At 37.5% G+C, this 15,132-nt stretch carries 17 protein-coding genes; 11 read left to right on the top strand and 6 right to left on the bottom strand.

The genetic code is table 11. The features are described 5' to 3' along the window. Nucleotides 1–87: 87 nt before the first annotated feature. From rpe to rpsO, 3 genes are all read right to left on the bottom strand, one after another. A complete protein-coding gene (gene rpe / locus ACFSR6_RS04825; RefSeq protein WP_379075689.1) occupies nucleotides 88–759 on the bottom strand; it encodes a ribulose-phosphate 3-epimerase in 672 nt (223 codons plus the stop codon). Between the two features lie 322 nt (nucleotides 760–1,081). After that, nucleotides 1,082–3,217: a polyribonucleotide nucleotidyltransferase gene (pnp, locus tag ACFSR6_RS04820; RefSeq protein ID WP_379075686.1), complete on the bottom strand. Its 2,136-nt coding sequence runs from the start codon at nucleotides 3,215–3,217 to the stop codon at nucleotides 1,082–1,084. Between the two features lie 177 nt (nucleotides 3,218–3,394). Beyond that, on the bottom strand, nucleotides 3,395–3,679 hold the full coding sequence (gene rpsO / locus ACFSR6_RS04815; protein ID WP_025146265.1) for a 30S ribosomal protein S15: 285 nt from the start codon (nucleotides 3,677–3,679) through the stop codon (nucleotides 3,395–3,397). 349 nt (nucleotides 3,680–4,028) lie between these two features. Here rpsO and ACFSR6_RS04810 point away from each other — a divergent pair, with 349 nt between their 5' ends. Continuing rightward, nucleotides 4,029–4,427: a hypothetical protein gene (locus ACFSR6_RS04810; RefSeq protein WP_379075684.1), complete on the top strand. Its 399-nt coding sequence runs from the start codon at nucleotides 4,029–4,031 to the stop codon at nucleotides 4,425–4,427. 221 nt (nucleotides 4,428–4,648) lie between these two features. Here the strand turns inward: ACFSR6_RS04810 and ACFSR6_RS04805 are convergent, their stop codons facing one another. Beyond that, nucleotides 4,649–5,125, bottom strand: coding sequence for a hypothetical protein (locus tag ACFSR6_RS04805; RefSeq protein ID WP_379075682.1), 477 nt, complete (start codon nucleotides 5,123–5,125; stop codon nucleotides 4,649–4,651). Nucleotides 5,126–5,435: 310 nt separating this feature from the next. Here ACFSR6_RS04805 and ACFSR6_RS04800 point away from each other — a divergent pair, with 310 nt between their 5' ends. Both ACFSR6_RS04800 and ACFSR6_RS04795 read left to right on the top strand, forming a co-directional pair. Continuing rightward, complete coding sequence (locus ACFSR6_RS04800) at nucleotides 5,436–5,855, top strand: acyl-CoA thioesterase (protein WP_379075679.1); 420 nt, start codon at nucleotides 5,436–5,438, stop codon at nucleotides 5,853–5,855. 263 nt (nucleotides 5,856–6,118) lie between these two features. Next, a complete protein-coding gene (locus ACFSR6_RS04795) occupies nucleotides 6,119–7,543 on the top strand; it encodes an MATE family efflux transporter (RefSeq protein WP_379075676.1) in 1,425 nt (474 codons plus the stop codon). A gap of 88 nt (nucleotides 7,544–7,631) precedes the next feature. On the opposite strand, the gene ACFSR6_RS04790 is transcribed toward ACFSR6_RS04795, so the two are convergent. Further along, nucleotides 7,632–7,793, bottom strand: coding sequence for a hypothetical protein (locus ACFSR6_RS04790; RefSeq protein WP_379075673.1), 162 nt, complete (start codon nucleotides 7,791–7,793; stop codon nucleotides 7,632–7,634). 78 nt (nucleotides 7,794–7,871) lie between these two features. On the opposite strand from ACFSR6_RS04790, the gene lepA reads away from it, so the two are divergent. From lepA to ACFSR6_RS04760, 6 genes are all read left to right on the top strand, one after another. Beyond that, a complete protein-coding gene (lepA, locus tag ACFSR6_RS04785; RefSeq protein WP_379075671.1) occupies nucleotides 7,872–9,659 on the top strand; it encodes a translation elongation factor 4 in 1,788 nt (595 codons plus the stop codon). Then, nucleotides 9,659–10,222 (top strand): hypothetical protein, encoded by a 564-nt coding sequence (locus ACFSR6_RS04780; RefSeq protein ID WP_379075669.1) that lies wholly within the window; start codon nucleotides 9,659–9,661, stop codon nucleotides 10,220–10,222. The genes lepA and ACFSR6_RS04780 overlap by 1 nt, the downstream gene beginning before the upstream one ends. An 8-nt stretch (nucleotides 10,223–10,230) precedes the next feature. Further along, nucleotides 10,231–11,112, top strand: coding sequence for a bifunctional 5,10-methylenetetrahydrofolate dehydrogenase/5,10-methenyltetrahydrofolate cyclohydrolase (locus ACFSR6_RS04775; RefSeq protein WP_379075666.1), 882 nt, complete (start codon nucleotides 10,231–10,233; stop codon nucleotides 11,110–11,112). Between the two features lie 119 nt (nucleotides 11,113–11,231). Further along, complete coding sequence (locus tag ACFSR6_RS04770; RefSeq protein ID WP_379075664.1) at nucleotides 11,232–11,498, top strand: DUF6364 family protein; 267 nt, start codon at nucleotides 11,232–11,234, stop codon at nucleotides 11,496–11,498. Beyond that, a complete protein-coding gene (locus ACFSR6_RS04765) occupies nucleotides 11,495–11,635 on the top strand; it encodes a hypothetical protein (RefSeq protein WP_379075661.1) in 141 nt (46 codons plus the stop codon). The genes ACFSR6_RS04770 and ACFSR6_RS04765 overlap by 4 nt, the downstream gene beginning before the upstream one ends. Before the next feature lie 35 nt (nucleotides 11,636–11,670). Beyond that, entirely contained in the window at nucleotides 11,671–11,895 is a 225-nt protein-coding gene (locus tag ACFSR6_RS04760) for a hypothetical protein (protein WP_379075658.1), read from the top strand. A gap of 188 nt (nucleotides 11,896–12,083) precedes the next feature. Here ACFSR6_RS04760 and ACFSR6_RS04755 read toward each other — a convergent pair whose 3' ends face one another. After that, nucleotides 12,084–12,419: a Rieske (2Fe-2S) protein gene (locus ACFSR6_RS04755; RefSeq protein WP_379075656.1), complete on the bottom strand. Its 336-nt coding sequence runs from the start codon at nucleotides 12,417–12,419 to the stop codon at nucleotides 12,084–12,086. Nucleotides 12,420–12,526: 107 nt separating this feature from the next. On the opposite strand from ACFSR6_RS04755, the gene ACFSR6_RS04750 reads away from it, so the two are divergent. After that, nucleotides 12,527–13,150: a 7-carboxy-7-deazaguanine synthase QueE gene (locus ACFSR6_RS04750; RefSeq protein WP_379075653.1), complete on the top strand. Its 624-nt coding sequence runs from the start codon at nucleotides 12,527–12,529 to the stop codon at nucleotides 13,148–13,150. Nucleotides 13,151–13,187: 37 nt separating this feature from the next. Continuing rightward, nucleotides 13,188–15,074, top strand: a complete 1,887-nt coding sequence (locus ACFSR6_RS04745) for an OmpA family protein (RefSeq protein ID WP_379075651.1) — start codon at nucleotides 13,188–13,190, stop codon at nucleotides 15,072–15,074. Nucleotides 15,075–15,132 lie beyond the last annotated feature (58 nt).

Genomic DNA, 15,132 nt, shown 5'->3' with positions numbered 1-15,132 from the left:
CATTTTTAGTATCAAGGCAAAAGTATAAGGCATTAAGACTGTATGCGCCTTATCCTAAAAACAATTTAGCAATAAACATTCAACAATTTAAATATTTATAGCGGTAGTTGTCAAGCTTTTCATTTTAGAAATGGTTTCTGTTGGATTATCTGCTGCAAAAATTGCATTTCCAGCCACGAAAGCGTTGGCACCGGCAGATACTAATGCGGCAATATTCTGCAACCCTACACCACCATCTACTTCAACAACTAACTCTTCGTTAACCCCCTGCATTAAAGCCTTTAAATCCTGTATTTTTTTATACGTGTTATGAATAAAAGCCTGACCGCCAAAGCCTGGATTAACTGACATGATGAGTACTAAATCCAGGTCTTCAATTACATCCTGTAGCAGCGTAACCGGTGTGTGCGGGTTTAAAGCAACACCAGCTTTACAGCCCGATGCTTTGATTAATTGGATAGTTCTGTGTAAATGAGTACAAGCCTCATAATGTACCGTGATCCGGTCTGCCCCTGCTTTAGCAAAGTCCTCAATATACTTATCAGGCTCTACAATCATTAAATGTACATCTAGAGGTTTGGTTGCGTGTTTTTTAACTGCAGCCATAACCGGAAAGCCAAAAGAGATATTGGGCACAAAAACACCATCCATTACATCAACATGGAACCAATCGGCTTCACTGTGGTTAATCATTTCAATATCGCGCTGCAAATTGCCAAAATCGGCCGAAAGTATGGATGGGGCTATAATGTATTTCATTTAATTATCTTTTAGTCTTTTAATTTTAAATTCCACTATTAGTTTTTAAAGCAGTATTTATCAACGGTCATCACCCTGAATTGATTTCATGGGCTTAATAGCATGAAAGATGCTGACCATGAAGTAGCTACAAGACAATTGAAAATACTATTTCTACTTGTAATAAATTCAGCATGACGCTACGATGCAAGTTACAAAAGATGTGCGAATCTTTTTAGTCAGAAAAGCCGAAGTTATATTCTATAAACGAAAAACCCTTTCAGATTACTGAAAGGGTTTTATTATGGTGATGCCGAAACAGGTTCAGCATGACGATTACCAATTAAGCTTGTGGCGCAGCTGGTTTTTCTGGCTTAGGTAATAAAACTTTACGAGAAAGTTTCATTTTACCTTGCTTATCGATGTCTAATAATTTAACCTCGATTTTATCGCCTTCTTTCAGTACACCATCCATGGTTTCTAAACGCTGCCATGAAATTTCAGAGATATGCAATAAACCGTCTTTACCCGGCATAATTTCCACAAATGCTCCAAATGGCATAATCGATTTCACTTTACCCTGGTAAATTTCGCCAATTTCTGGTTTGGCTACAATGTTACGGATACGGGTAACAGCTGCATCGATTGATGCTTTATTATCGGCAAATACTTCAACTATACCTTTTCCGTCAACTTCCTCAATTGAGATTGTTGCACCGGTTTCACGTTGCATTTCCTGAATAATCTTACCTCCAGGGCCGATAATTGCACCGATAAATTCTTTATCAATAGTTAAAGAAACAATACGTGGTGCATGTGGTTTGTAATCCTCGTTCGGCTGGCTGATGGTTTTCTTCATCTCGTTTAAGATGTGTAAACGACCATCTTTAGCCTGCAATAAAGCTTTAGTTAAAACTTCGTACGATAAACCATTGATCTTTAAGTCCATCTGACAGGCAACGATACCATTTTCAGTACCGGTTACCTTAAAGTCCATATCACCTAAGTGGTCTTCATCACCTAAGATATCAGAAAGAATAGCATATTTACCTGTTTTTTCGTCGGTGATTAAACCCATTGCAATACCTGAAACCGGCGCTTTGATTTTAATACCGGCATCCATTAATGCTAATGTACCTGCACAAACCGTTGCCATTGACGATGAACCGTTTGATTCTAAAATATCAGAAACTACACGGATGGTATATGGATTAGCTTCGCCCTGAGGTAAAACTTTTTTCAGTGAACGTTGTGCCAGGTTACCATGTCCGATTTCGCGACGACCAGCGCCTCTGTTAGGTCTAACCTCGCCGGTAGAGAAACCTGGGAAATTATAGTGCAATAAGAATTTCTGGAAACCATTAAAGAAAGCGCCATCAATCATTTGTTCATCATCTTTACCACCTAAAGTAACCGATGTTAAAGATTGAGTTTCGCCACGGGTAAATACTGCTGAACCGTGTGCTGCAGGTAAATAACCTACTTCACTCCAGATTGGACGGATTTCGGTTGTTTTACGGCCATCTAAACGGATACCTTCATCTAACAATAAATTTCTGATGGCATCGTACTGAACATCATGGTAATAATGTTTAGCCATTGCTTTGGTTAAATCATCCGTATCTTCAGGCATCGCTTCGAAGAATTCGTTAATAATAGCTGTAAAACCCTCTTTGCGAACATCTTTATTGCCACCAGCTTTTGCCACAGCATAAACTTTATCGTAAGTATCAGCGTAAACCTTAGCTTTTAAATCAGCGTCGTGTTCTTCATGACTGTATTCACGTTTTATGGTTTTGCCAGTAGCTTCGGTTAATTCAACCTGAACAGCGCATTGAACTTTAATTGCATCATGTGCAAATTTTAAAGCCTCAACCATTTCATCTTCCTGAATCTCGTCGCTTTCACCTTCTACCATACAGATATCGTTAGCAGAACCGGCAACCATAAATTCAAGTGTGGCACGCTCCAGATCGCTGGCATATGGATTGATTACCAGTTTACCGTCAATTTTAGCTACACGCACTTCAGAAATTGGACCGTTGAAAGGAATATCAGAAACTGATAGCGCAGCTGATGCAGCTAAACCAGCCAAACAATCTGGCATGATATTTTTATCAGCAGAGATTAAAGAAATCATCACCTGTGTATCAGAGTGATAATCTGAAGGGAACTGTGGACGCAAAGCCCTATCTACCAAACGGGAAATTAATACCTCATAATCAGATAATCTTGCTTCACGACGTAAAAAGCCACCTGGGATACGGCCTGTAGCTGCATATTTTTCCTGATAATCAACCGATAATGGTAAAAAATCAGTACCTGGTTTAGCACCAACAGTAGATACGACTGTTGCCAACAACATGGTATCGCCCATTTTTACTACAACCGAACCATCAGCCTGTTTAGCCAGTTTACCTGTTTCAATTTCTACAATTCTGCCATCGCCCAAATCGAACGATTTTTTTATTACATTCATTTAATTAGAATTATGGTGTGTTTTCCTCTTTCTACACACCGTTGTTTATATATGTTTTTGTTTTTGCAAACGAAGATAAGATTAAAAAAACCTATCTGTAATAAATCCCGCTAAAAAAAAATATTGGGGAATTAAAAAGCCATTCTCTAAAGAATGGCTTTCGCTGATAAAATTCGCTTATTTTTGTTTAATGATATCACGAAGCGATAAAGCTTTGATGATAGCACGATAGCGCTCAATATCTTTTTTGTATAGGTAAGCTAAAATACCGCGGCGTTTACCTACCAATTTTTGAAGTGACAACTGCGTAGAAAAATCCTTGCGGTTTTTCTTTAAGTGTTCTGTTAAGTGCGCAATACGGTATGTAAATAACGCTACTTGACCTTCTGCAGAACCAGTATTGGTTTCTACTTCGCCGTGTTGTTTAAAGATTTCGGCTTTCTTTTCTGGACTTAAATACATTCTTGAATAATATTAAAGCAATAAATTAATTAATTGTGGCGCAAAGATAAGGTTATTCCTAATTATAAACAAATGATGAGGCAGATAATTTTATGATCTTAATGTCTTGATTATTAAGGTAAATATTAATAGTGTTTAAGAATCAATCCTGAAGTTTTTCTTACTTTAGAAGTGGATATACTAATTTAAGAAAATGCAGAAACCCAAAGTTAACAAAGAATCCCGATTATCATTAAACAACCTGGTAGGTGTGTGTGCCATTGTAACCAGTATTTGTGCAATTATTATAACACTATATCAAACAAGATTACAGCGAATACAGCAATATGCATCGGTAAAACCGCTATTAATGAGCTATTCAAATAGCTTTTCTGATAATAAAAACTCCAGTGGCCAAACTTATCATTACGAGCTGGTGATTACAAATCAAGGTTTAGGGCCGGCAATTGTATCTGATTATGCATTTTATTATAAATCAAAATCTTATCAAAACATAGCTCAAATTCTTAAACAAATCAAAACTGAAAATAAATTAGATTCAACCAAAACAGTAATACTTACCAATTTATGGAAAAATGAGGTGCTGCCAGTTGGTGAAAAATTAAGCTTGATAAAAATAGAGGATGAACGGCTAGGGCCATTGGTTGAAAAGTATGATATTAAAATAATGGTTCAATATAAATCTTTATATGGGCAAGAATGGCGCTTTGTAAACAACGATAAATCGGGACCAAAGGAAGTTGAATAAGTTTTTTCTTTTGAAAAGCAATTTTCAGTTTCAACCAGTTAGCCTACTCCCACCCTTGCTGCAATCTTTTAAAAATTTCTGTCATGCTGAGGTGCGAAGCATCTGTTTCATAGCCTGCAAATGCTTCGTACCTCGGCATGACAGTTTATTCAGGGTTACTGCATATTTTAAAAGGATTTCCGCTAAATCGGGTTTAGAAAACTTAATGCCGAACAAAAAACTTAGTTTTTTTTATTAATGCGTTCCAATTCTAAAACATCGAGCTGATCTTTAGGCCTGTTGGTGGCTCGCTTATTATCCAAAAGATGATTATAATGCAGAAATCTTGCTTTTATTCCATTAATTTCATCTACGGTAGCCATTTGAAAATAATCATCGAACTTTTGTTTATCCAACCCAGGAATATCTGTCATCAAATCGGCATACATGCCATCATCCATTAAAACTTCACAATAACCAGCAATTATAGGTACATCTAATAACATATCATATCTGCCATAGCCCATTTTATCAAGAGCATAAATTAGATTTTGTCTGTTATCTTTAGTATCCTTAAGATAAATATCTAAATCACCTGTAGTACGATTATAACCATATCGGTTAACAGCAAAACCTCTAACAATTAGATAATTAACATTAAACTGCTCAAATGTTTCCAACAACAAAAGCATTTCAGGATTTTCTTTATCAAAAGACATAAAGCAAATTATATGGCAGGCTTACGGATTACAAGTCCTTTGCCTTGAGGAGATTTTAATGGCTTACCACCATTCATGGTAACTGAAATGTAATTAAGCTGTATAACGTTAAAAAAACGCTGCTCGGGGGTACGATTCAAATAAATGGCATCACGTTCCTCAACAATTGTTTCGCGTGGAGTATTTATATCATATATTTTAAGTTTCCCCATTTCATGTCAAAAATACGAAAAATAGACGATATATCTTTACGTCAATACATCTTTATATAAAGATATCAAAAGCTTACTTTTGCACAAAACATTTACCCTTGGAAAAGAATCAATACAGCATTTTCGAAAGCGAATTACGTGTCCGCCCAGATGATATAGATATGTTTAACCATGTGCATAATAGCAAATATTTAGATTATGTACTGGCAGCACGTTATGAGCAGATGGAAAAGTTCTATGGTATGACCTGGGAGCATTTTACCCAACAAGGTTTAGGCTGGGTGGTAAGCCATGTTGATATCAAATTTAAGCGGCCACTATTGATGAATGATTTAATGTTGATCAGGACCGGGGTGTTATCCATGAATGATAAAGGTTGTTCGGTTCAGTTCGAAATTATTAACCAGAAAACCGGAAAAATTGCTTCAGATGGTGTTTTTGATTATGTTCTCATTGATTTAAATACGGGTAGAAGTACACCGGTTACCGATGAAATGATTAAAGCCTATAGTATATAGCAGGATGTTATAAAATTGGCGTTTTTTTGCCTACATGGTAAAAAAACAACAGGAAGTTAATCAATTTCATAAAATCAGTCATCAAAACTTGACAATTAAAAATTTTCTCTATATTTGGTTTATCAAAAAGACCAGAGCCATGAAAGTATCTGCAATCCGTTTGAGGTTCTAAATAACCGAGGATTCCCCTCCCGATTTTAATTTAGGTATGTACGCTTAATGGCGTACCGTTTGGTTTATTACACACAATTATTTATATTTATATGTCACAGTCTACAAAGACAAAGGGCAAGTTATCGTCTTTTTTCGATATCCTGATTCAGTCTTTAAAAGGTCATGAAGTAGACCTCACTTCCATTAGTATTAAACGCGCAATTATTTTATTGGCCATCCCGATGATGTTGGAAATGGCTATGGAATCGGTTTTTGCCCTGGTAGATTTATATTTTGTCGGCCACCTAGAAAACAGTAGTAATGCCATCCAGACTGTTGGTTTAACCGAATCGGTTTTAACTATTATTTATTCGCTGGCCATTGGTTTAAGTATGGCGGCTACAGCTGTTGTTGCCAGGAGAATTGGTGAGAAAAACCCGGAAGCAGCCTCGAAAGCAGGTATGCAGACCATTGTAATTGCAGTTGCGGCTAATGTTCTGATCAGTATCGCCGGATTGGTTTATGCACGAGAAATTCTATTGTTGATGGGTGCTTCAGCAGAAACTGCAGATCATGGTACCACCTTTGTTCGTATTATGATGGGGGGAAGTATTATTATTGTCCTCCTGTTTTTAATTAACGGGATTTTTCGCGGTGCAGGTAATGCGGCTATCGCAATGAGAAGTTTATGGATCGCCAATATTGCAAACATCATCCTTTGTCCTATTTTTATTAATGGCTTAGGACCAGTGCCTGCATTTGGTTTAACAGGGGCTGCAATTGCCACTACCATAGGTCGCGGTTTGGGTGTTACTTATCAGGTTTACAATTTGTTTAGCGGCAAAAACATACTAAAAATATGTATTAGCCACTTTTTACCTGATTTTACACAGATTAAGGCTATCATAAAAATTGCAGCTCCAGCCATTTTTCAATTCGTAATTGCAAGTTGTAGCTGGGTGTTTTTAGCCGAACTGGTTGCTACTACGGGTGGCGATATAGGATCGGCAGGATACCAAACATCATTACGCCTGATGATGTTTTTTATGCTACCGGCTTGGGGTTTAAGTAACGCAGCTGCTACTTTGGTTGGCCAGAATTTAGGTGCTGGTCACATAGACCGTGCAGAAAAATCGGTATTTCAAACCTTGAAATACATCATCATCTTCATGGCCGTGGTGAGTGTACTGTTCTTAACCTGCGGACATTTGTTCGCGGCATTTTTTACAGCCGATGAAAATGTGATTGCCGTTGCAAGTCAAGCATTAAAAATTTTGAGCATTGGTTTTGTGATTTATGGTGCCGCTATGGTATTCAGCAGTGCATTTAATGGTGCCGGCGATACCTGGACGCCTACTAAAATTAATGTTTTTGCTTTTTGGCTCTTCCAGATTCCTTTAGCTTACTTTTTAGCTAAATATTTGGATATGGGTCCGACAGGAGTCTTTATTGCCATCCCCATTGCCGAGGCGGGTATTGCAATAGCTGCATTTATTCACTTCAAAAAGGGTAAGTGGAAGAAAACAATGGTTTAATTTTTTAACCACATATAGGTGCTGATAAACACAGATGTTTTACTAAACTGAAGATTGTTATACCGCCTATTTGTGGTTAATTTAAGCATCAGGCATGCCCCACTTCAAAAGAATTGCTGCTATTGGTTAAATAAACCTGATTGAAACGAACATCCCGGTTTTCTGCCGCCCGAACACCATTGAACCAGTATTGGGATAAAGTGGAAAGCAGGACTATAGTAACCGAAAAACCATTGCTTTTGCTTTTCAAAACAGTAAAAATTCAGCCTTTTCAGCATTCCATTTTCCCTCTTATATTTTCCATTAAAAACTATATCTTTGCGCAAAGATGAAGCATATACGTAATTTTTGCATTATTGCACACATCGACCATGGTAAAAGTACCCTGGCTGATCGGTTATTAGAATATACAGCGACAATTTCGCAGCGTGAAGCTCAGGCGCAATTGCTCGATAATATGGATTTGGAGCGCGAGCGGGGCATTACAATTAAAAGTCATGCCATACAAATGAACTATAAAGTTGGTGGCGAAGAATATATTTTCAACTTAATTGACACACCCGGACACGTAGATTTTTCGTACGAGGTTTCGCGTTCAATTGCCGCCTGCGAAGGTGCCTTATTAATTGTTGATGCTTCTCAAGGTATCCAGGCACAAACCATTTCGAACTTATATCTGGCTTTAGAGCACGATCTTGAAATTATCCCGATCCTGAATAAAATGGACTTACCAGGCGCCATGCCAGAGGAAGTTAAAGACCAGATTATTGATTTGATTGGCTGCGATCGCGATGATATTATTCCTGCTTCAGGTAAAACAGGGATGGGAATTCCTGAAATTTTACAAGCTATTGTAGATAGAGTTCCGGCTCCTGTTGGTGATACTGAAGCGCCATTGCAGGCATTAATTTTCGACTCTGTATTTAATTCATTCAGGGGGATCATTGCTTATTTTAAAGTAGTAAACGGCGAAATTAAAAAAGGCGACAAAGTAAAGTTTATTAATACCGGTAAAGAATACCTGGCTGATGAAGTTGGTATTTTGAAACTGGATATGGCTCCAAGGAATGTGGTTAAAACCGGTGATGTGGGCTATATTATCTCGGGAATTAAGGAAGCACGCGAAGTAAAAGTTGGTGATACGATAACAACAGTTGCCAGGCCAGCAGATGATGCCATTCAAGGTTTTGAAGAGGTTAAGCCAATGGTTTTTGCCGGTATTTATCCTGTTGATACTGATGATTTTGAAGAACTACGCGAAGCGATGCATAAACTGCAGCTAAATGATGCATCTATCGTTTTCGAACCGGAAAGTTCTGCAGCTTTAGGCTTTGGTTTCCGTTGCGGTTTCCTGGGCATGTTGCACATGGAGATTATTCAGGAACGTTTGGAACGTGAATTTGACATGACGGTAATTACAACCGTACCTAACGTTTCGTACATTGCACATACGACCAAAGGTGTCGAAATTACTGTAAATAACCCGTCTGATTTACCAGATCCAAGCAAATTGGATTCTGTTGAAGAGCCTTTTATCAAAGCAAATATTATTACCAAAGCAGAATTTGTTGGCCCGGTAATGTCGCTTTGTATTCAAAAACGTGGTATTATCGTTAACCAATCGTATTTAACGTCTGATCGTGTTGAATTGATTTTTGAAATGCCAATGGGCGAGATTGTATTCGATTTTTATGATAAACTGAAGACCATTTCCAAGGGTTATGCCTCATTCGATTATCATCAGGTAGGCTATCGTAAATCGGATCTGGTTCGTTTAGATATGTTAATTAATGAAGAGCCTGTTGATGCATTATCTTCATTAATCCATCGCAGTAACGCTTACGATTTCGGCAAGAAAATCTGCGAGAAATTAAAAGAACTGATCCCACGTCAGCAGTTTGAAATTAAAATCCAGGCTTCAATCGGTGCTAAAGTTATTGCCCGCGAAACATTAAGTGCTCTACGTAAAGACGTAACCGCGAAATGTTATGGCGGTGATATTTCCCGTAAGCGTAAATTGTTGGAGAAACAGAAAAAAGGTAAAAAACGCATGCGCCAGGTGGGTAACGTAGAAATCCCGCAATCTGCATTTATGGCGGTGCTCAAACTTGATTGATGAGAAATAAAACGAATCCTTTAACAACAATTTTATCATGTTTAGTCCTAGGTACAATTTGTTATTTAGGGTATTTCCTTATAATTAGGTTAAAGGATTATTTAAAGTTAATAGACCCAAACATAATTGTAGCAGTTATAGCTGGTTTAGTTACTGTTACAGGATATTTTCTTACACGTAATTTCGAAAGAAAAAAGATAATTGAACAACAAATTAGAGAGAAGAAACTCCCTGTATATGAGGAGTTCATTTCTTTCTTATTTAACGTTTTAATGGCTTCTAAATTAGAACAACCAATTTCAAATATTGAAATGGAAAAATTTATGGTTGATTTTAATAAAAAAAGCATAGTTTGGCTATCCGATAAAAGTTTGAAAGCTTATGTTAAATGGAAAGAATCAGCTGCTATTGCATCAGATGATAAAGAATCATCTATAGCTAATCTATTTATACTCGAAGAACTTCTATTGGAATTCCGTAAAGATATTGGCCATGAAAACAAAGATTTTAAAAAGGGAGACCTTTTAAAATTATTTGTTAATGATTTAGATAATCATTTATAAGTAACATAATGAAATTATTAGACGGTAAATACGTATCAGAAAAAGTTAAGATCCAGATTGCAGAAGAGGCAGCTGAGTTTTTAAATAAAACAGGCCGGAAACCGCACCTTGTAGCCATTTTAGTGGGTAACGATGGCGGCAGCGAAACTTATGTGGCCAGCAAGATGAAAAACTGCGAAAAGGTAGGTTTTAAATCTTCACTTCACCGTTACGATAACTCGGTAACAGAAGCAGAATTATTGGCTAAAATTGAAGAAATTAATCAGGATGATGATGTGGATGGATTAATTGTTCAGTTACCGCTTCCAAAACACATTGATCCCGAAAAAGTAACCGAAAAAATAGATTATCGTAAAGATGTAGACGGTTTCCACCCGATAAATCTGGGCCGGATGATGCGCAATTTACCTTGCTTTATCCCGGCAACACCTTATGGCATTTTATTAATGTTGCAGGAATACAATATTGATACAACCGGTAAACACTGTGTAGTAGTTGGCCGCAGTAACATTGTTGGAAGCCCGATGAGTATTTTAATGGCACGCAATGCCAATCCAGGCAATTGTACCGTAACACTTACCCACTCACGCACAAAAGACTTAAAAGAACAGGTATTACAGGCCGACATTGTAATTGCGGCAATTGGTAAAAAGAATTTTGTTACAGCCGATATGGTGAAACCTGGCGCTATTATTATAGATGTTGGTATTAACCGCGAAAATTCAACTGAAACCAAATCAGGCTTTAAGCTATATGGCGATGTAGATTTTGAAAATGTGGCTCCAAAGTCTTCTTACATTACCCCTGTTCCGGGTGGTGTGGGTTTGATGACTATTGTAGGTTTATTAAAAAATACGCTGGCATCGGCCAGGAAAGAAATATATTCTTAAGATCAAAGGCGAAAGCTTAGAGCATTAAAAGCGGTTCATTTTTGAACCGCTTTTTTTACGTATGAAATTTATTTATTACACGTATTCTTTAGTATATTTGTTTATAATACAATTCGAAAATGGATGCTAAACTAACCTTGAGCTTTAATCAGGATGTAGTAAATAAAGCTAAAAAATATGCTGCTGATTACAACATCAGCCTTTCGCGCTTAATTGAGCATTTATTAATTCAGGTTACTGCCAGCAACTATAAATCATTAGAAGATTACCCCATTTCTGATTGGGTAAGTATGGTAGCGGAGGGTGAGGTAGAATATAAAAAAACACCAAAAAAAACACGCAAAGGCTCAAAGAATGAATTCTTCTCTCTCAGAAGTAATAAATGAAAGTGTTTTTAGATGCCAATATTTTAGTTTCGGTATTAAATAAGGAATATCCGCTTTATACCTATTCATCAAGAATTTTAAGTTTGGCTTCTCATCCAAAATTTGAAGTTTATACTTCCCCATGTGTCTGGCCATAGCATTTTATTTTGCTGAAAAAAAACATAAATCCCAGTTGGCCAAACAAAAAATCGATTTGCTTTGCCAGCACATAAAAATTGCAGAGAATTCCTCAAAAAGCGTTTTAGATACATTATCGAATAAGAAAATACACGATTTTGAAGACGGCTTGGAATATTACGCTGCCAAACAACAAGATTGCAATTGTATTATTACCGAAGAAGTGGAGGATTTTTATTTTTCTGAGATTGAAGTTTTAAACTGTCAGGATTTTTTTTAAAGACATTTACTCCCTTAGTTCTCCACTGATCTGTCATTCTGAATGCAATGAAGAATCTTTAGTAAGTAGATTTTCTATTTCGCTCCACTCCCATCTGAATGCCACTTTTCTTTCTACTCTTGTTATTTCGTCAGCCATTCATCGCTGAACAAATGACTAATAAACCAATTGCGAATGAACTAACCTAATTATCCCCAAAGTTTACTCCACCAGCTTTCTTCAAAACCGATATAAAGTCCGTCTTCGCGTAATTCTGTCGGATAGATGTTGATATAATCTCCCTGACCTTCTGCTCCCCTCCCCGTTTCCAGACTGTATTCATACCGGTGAATCGGACATACGAGGTTCCCGTTTTTGCACCAGCCTCCGCTAAAGTGACCGCCGGCATGGGGACAATGTGATTGGGTAGCGCTAATTTTATCCTCGTTGTTGATTATGCACAGCTGTTTCCCGTTAACCGAAATGGTTTTAATGTTACCGGCATGGGGAATCTGGTTGTTGTTTAACGCTTTAAACCATTTCATTCTGCTAAAATACGGCAAATAAATATCACTATTATTTCATCTTTCTATTAATTTTTGAATTAGGAACAGCTTCACCATATTTTTTTAGGATATTTGCATCCTCAAAAATGAAACAGGAAATTCCAGACGACGGCACATTACTTCCTTTAATGGAAGAATTTTACACTATACAGGGCGAAGGATTTAATACCGGAAAAGCGGCTTATTTTATCCGTTTGGGCGGTTGTGATGTGGGCTGTCACTGGTGCGACGTAAAAGAAAGCTGGGATGCCGAAATGCACCCGCTTACCGCTTCGGATGTGATTGTTGAAAATGCTGACCGCTTTCCGGGCAGAGCCGTAGTAATTACAGGTGGCGAACCTTTAATCTATAATCTCGATTACCTGACCAATAAACTTAAAGAAAGGGGAATCCTGACATTTATTGAAACGTCTGGTGCCTACCCGCTTTCGGGTAACTGGGACTGGATTTGTTTATCACCTAAAAAATTTAAAGCACCACGGCCAGATATTGCACCCTTTGCCAATGAGCTGAAGGTAATTGTTTTCAATAAAAGTGATTTTAAATGGGCAGAAGAATATGCGGCAATGGTATCTCCTACCTGTAAATTATATCTTCAACCCGAGTGGTCTAAATCAAAGGAAATTACTCCAATGATCATTGATTATGTAATGGCAAATCCTAAATGGGAAATTTCTTTACAAACACACAAATTTTTAAATATTCCTTAAAAACAATACATTAGCTTTATAACCAAATGTTAATGTAATGAAATTTTGCCTTGTCCTCTTTTTTAGTATACTGAGTATTTATTGTTTAGGGCAAAATTCCCCTAATAAAAAAGCACAGGTTTACTTTGAAAAAGCAGGCCCGCTTATTGATAAATTAGACTACGCTGCTGCCGAACAGGTATTAAAAAGTGCAGTTGAAGCTGATCCGTTATTTCAGAATGCCTATATCGTACTTGCCGGCGTTTATAAAGCACAAAAAAAATATCCCGAGTCCAGAGGCGCTTACGAAAAGGCCATGTTAATTAATAAAACAGCGGTACCCGCTGTAATTTATGGCTTGGCTGAAACCGAATTTGCTACACAGGATTATGCAAAGGCTAAACAGCATTTTAATGAATTTTTAACACTTGATGAGGCATCAGATAGAGCTAAAAAAGCAAAAAAATACCTTTTGGATTGCGATTTTGCCTCAGCAGCCATAAAAAAACCGGTAAAATATGCACCAATCAATTTAGGCCCTGGTGTTAACACAACAGATGCTGAGTATTTCCCTGCTTTAACTGCCGATGGCGAAACCCTGGTTTTTACGCGTCAAATGAATGGAAATGAGGATTTCTGGACCTCTCAGCTTAAAAATGATAAATGGAGTGTTGCTACTCCTTTATCCAGCAGCATAAATACTACCCGGTATAACGAGGGCGCCCAAACTATCTCTCCGGATGGTAAATATTTATTTTTTACCGGTTGCAATCGTCCTGATGGATTAGGCCGATGCGATATTTATGTTTCGCACCGCGAAGGCAAAGATTGGGGTGAACCTTATAATATTGGGAAGCCTGTTAATTCAGAATATTGGGAATCGCAGCCGGCAATCAGCCCGGACGGTAGGACGTTATATTTCATCAGTAACCGGCCAGGCGGATCAGGTGGCTACGACGTTTGGAAAAGCACTATTACTGATGATGCCAAATGGGGACCAGCGATAAACCTGGGCCCTGATATCAATACCATTTACGATGAAAATACCCCTTTCCTGCATGCCGATGGCCGAACTTTATACTTCTCTTCAGATGGATGGCCAGGGTTCGGAAACAAGGATATTTTTTATAGCCGGATGGACAACGATGGTAAATGGCAAAAACCAGTTAATATGGGGTATCCAATCAACTCCTTTGAAGATGAAAGCGGTTTAGTGGTAAGCGCTGATGGAAATTTCGGGCTGTTCTCTTCAAATTTAAAGGGTGGTTTCGGCCTGCAGGATATTTACAGCTTTGCTATTCCCGAAACAGCCAGGCCATTAAAAGTTTCTTATGTAAAAGGAATTGTTAGGGATAAGGATACCAAAAAAACGATCGAGAGCAATGTACAGGTAGTGGATTTAAAAACAAATAAAACAGTTTTTGATGACTATACGGACCCTGAAACAGGTCAGTTTTTAGCCGTAATGCCGGTCGGGAGCGATTATCTGTTCAATGTAAATGCAGAGGGTTATATGTTTTATTCAGAAAATTTCGAACTTAAAACGGGAGACATTAATAAACCCTATCAAATCGAGGTATACATTGAAAAGATAAAACAAGGTGGAAATGTTACGCTTAGAAATATATTTTTCGATACCAATAAATTTAATCTTTTGCCTGCTTCCATTCGTGAGCTCGATTTACTGATCGATTTTCTGCATCAAAATGAATCGGTATATATTGAAATTCAAGGACATACCGATAATGTAGGAGATGATAAGCTGAATGAGAAATTATCTTTTAACCGCGCCAATGCAGTTTACGATTACCTGATTAAAAACCAGATTGATGCCAAAAGACTTACCTTTAAAGGTTTTGGTGCAAGTAAGCCGATTGCTGATAATAAAACTGAACTGGGTAGGAAAAACAACAGAAGAACATCTTTCGTGATTACGAAAGTTTGATTTTTTATAGCTGTCATTCTGAACGCAGTGAAGAATCCTTCCATATGGTGATCGTTTC

The sequence above is a fragment of the Pedobacter vanadiisoli genome, assembly GCF_042684385.1.
Taxonomy (GTDB): domain Bacteria; phylum Bacteroidota; class Bacteroidia; order Sphingobacteriales; family Sphingobacteriaceae; genus Pedobacter; species Pedobacter vanadiisoli.
The sequence above is the reverse complement of the archived record's forward strand: the minus strand, read 5'-3'. Positions and strand labels throughout refer to the sequence as shown.

Excerpts from the sequence above, each read along its gene's own strand:
- ACFSR6_RS04745 (WP_379075651.1), top strand. The coding sequence starts at position 13,188 with ATGAAATTTTGCCTTGTCCTCTTTTTTAGTATACTGAGTATTTATTGT.
- ACFSR6_RS04780 (WP_379075669.1), top strand. The coding sequence starts at position 9,659 with ATGAGAAATAAAACGAATCCTTTAACAACAATTTTATCATGTTTAGTC.
- lepA (WP_379075671.1), top strand. The coding sequence starts at position 7,872 with ATGAAGCATATACGTAATTTTTGCATTATTGCACACATCGACCATGGT.
- ACFSR6_RS04770 (WP_379075664.1), top strand. The coding sequence starts at position 11,232 with ATGGATGCTAAACTAACCTTGAGCTTTAATCAGGATGTAGTAAATAAA.
- ACFSR6_RS04795 (WP_379075676.1), top strand. The coding sequence starts at position 6,119 with ATGTCACAGTCTACAAAGACAAAGGGCAAGTTATCGTCTTTTTTCGAT.
- ACFSR6_RS04755 (WP_379075656.1), bottom strand. The coding sequence starts at position 12,419 with ATGAAATGGTTTAAAGCGTTAAACAACAACCAGATTCCCCATGCCGGT.
- ACFSR6_RS04775 (WP_379075666.1), top strand. The coding sequence starts at position 10,231 with ATGAAATTATTAGACGGTAAATACGTATCAGAAAAAGTTAAGATCCAG.
- rpsO (WP_025146265.1), bottom strand. The coding sequence starts at position 3,679 with ATGTATTTAAGTCCAGAAAAGAAAGCCGAAATCTTTAAACAACACGGC.
- ACFSR6_RS04805 (WP_379075682.1), bottom strand. The coding sequence starts at position 5,125 with ATGTCTTTTGATAAAGAAAATCCTGAAATGCTTTTGTTGTTGGAAACA.
- ACFSR6_RS04765 (WP_379075661.1), top strand. The coding sequence starts at position 11,495 with ATGAAAGTGTTTTTAGATGCCAATATTTTAGTTTCGGTATTAAATAAG.
- rpe (WP_379075689.1), bottom strand. The coding sequence starts at position 759 with ATGAAATACATTATAGCCCCATCCATACTTTCGGCCGATTTTGGCAAT.
- pnp (WP_379075686.1), bottom strand. The coding sequence starts at position 3,217 with ATGAATGTAATAAAAAAATCGTTCGATTTGGGCGATGGCAGAATTGTA.
- ACFSR6_RS04750 (WP_379075653.1), top strand. The coding sequence starts at position 12,527 with ATGAAACAGGAAATTCCAGACGACGGCACATTACTTCCTTTAATGGAA.
- ACFSR6_RS04810 (WP_379075684.1), top strand. The coding sequence starts at position 4,029 with ATGAGCTATTCAAATAGCTTTTCTGATAATAAAAACTCCAGTGGCCAA.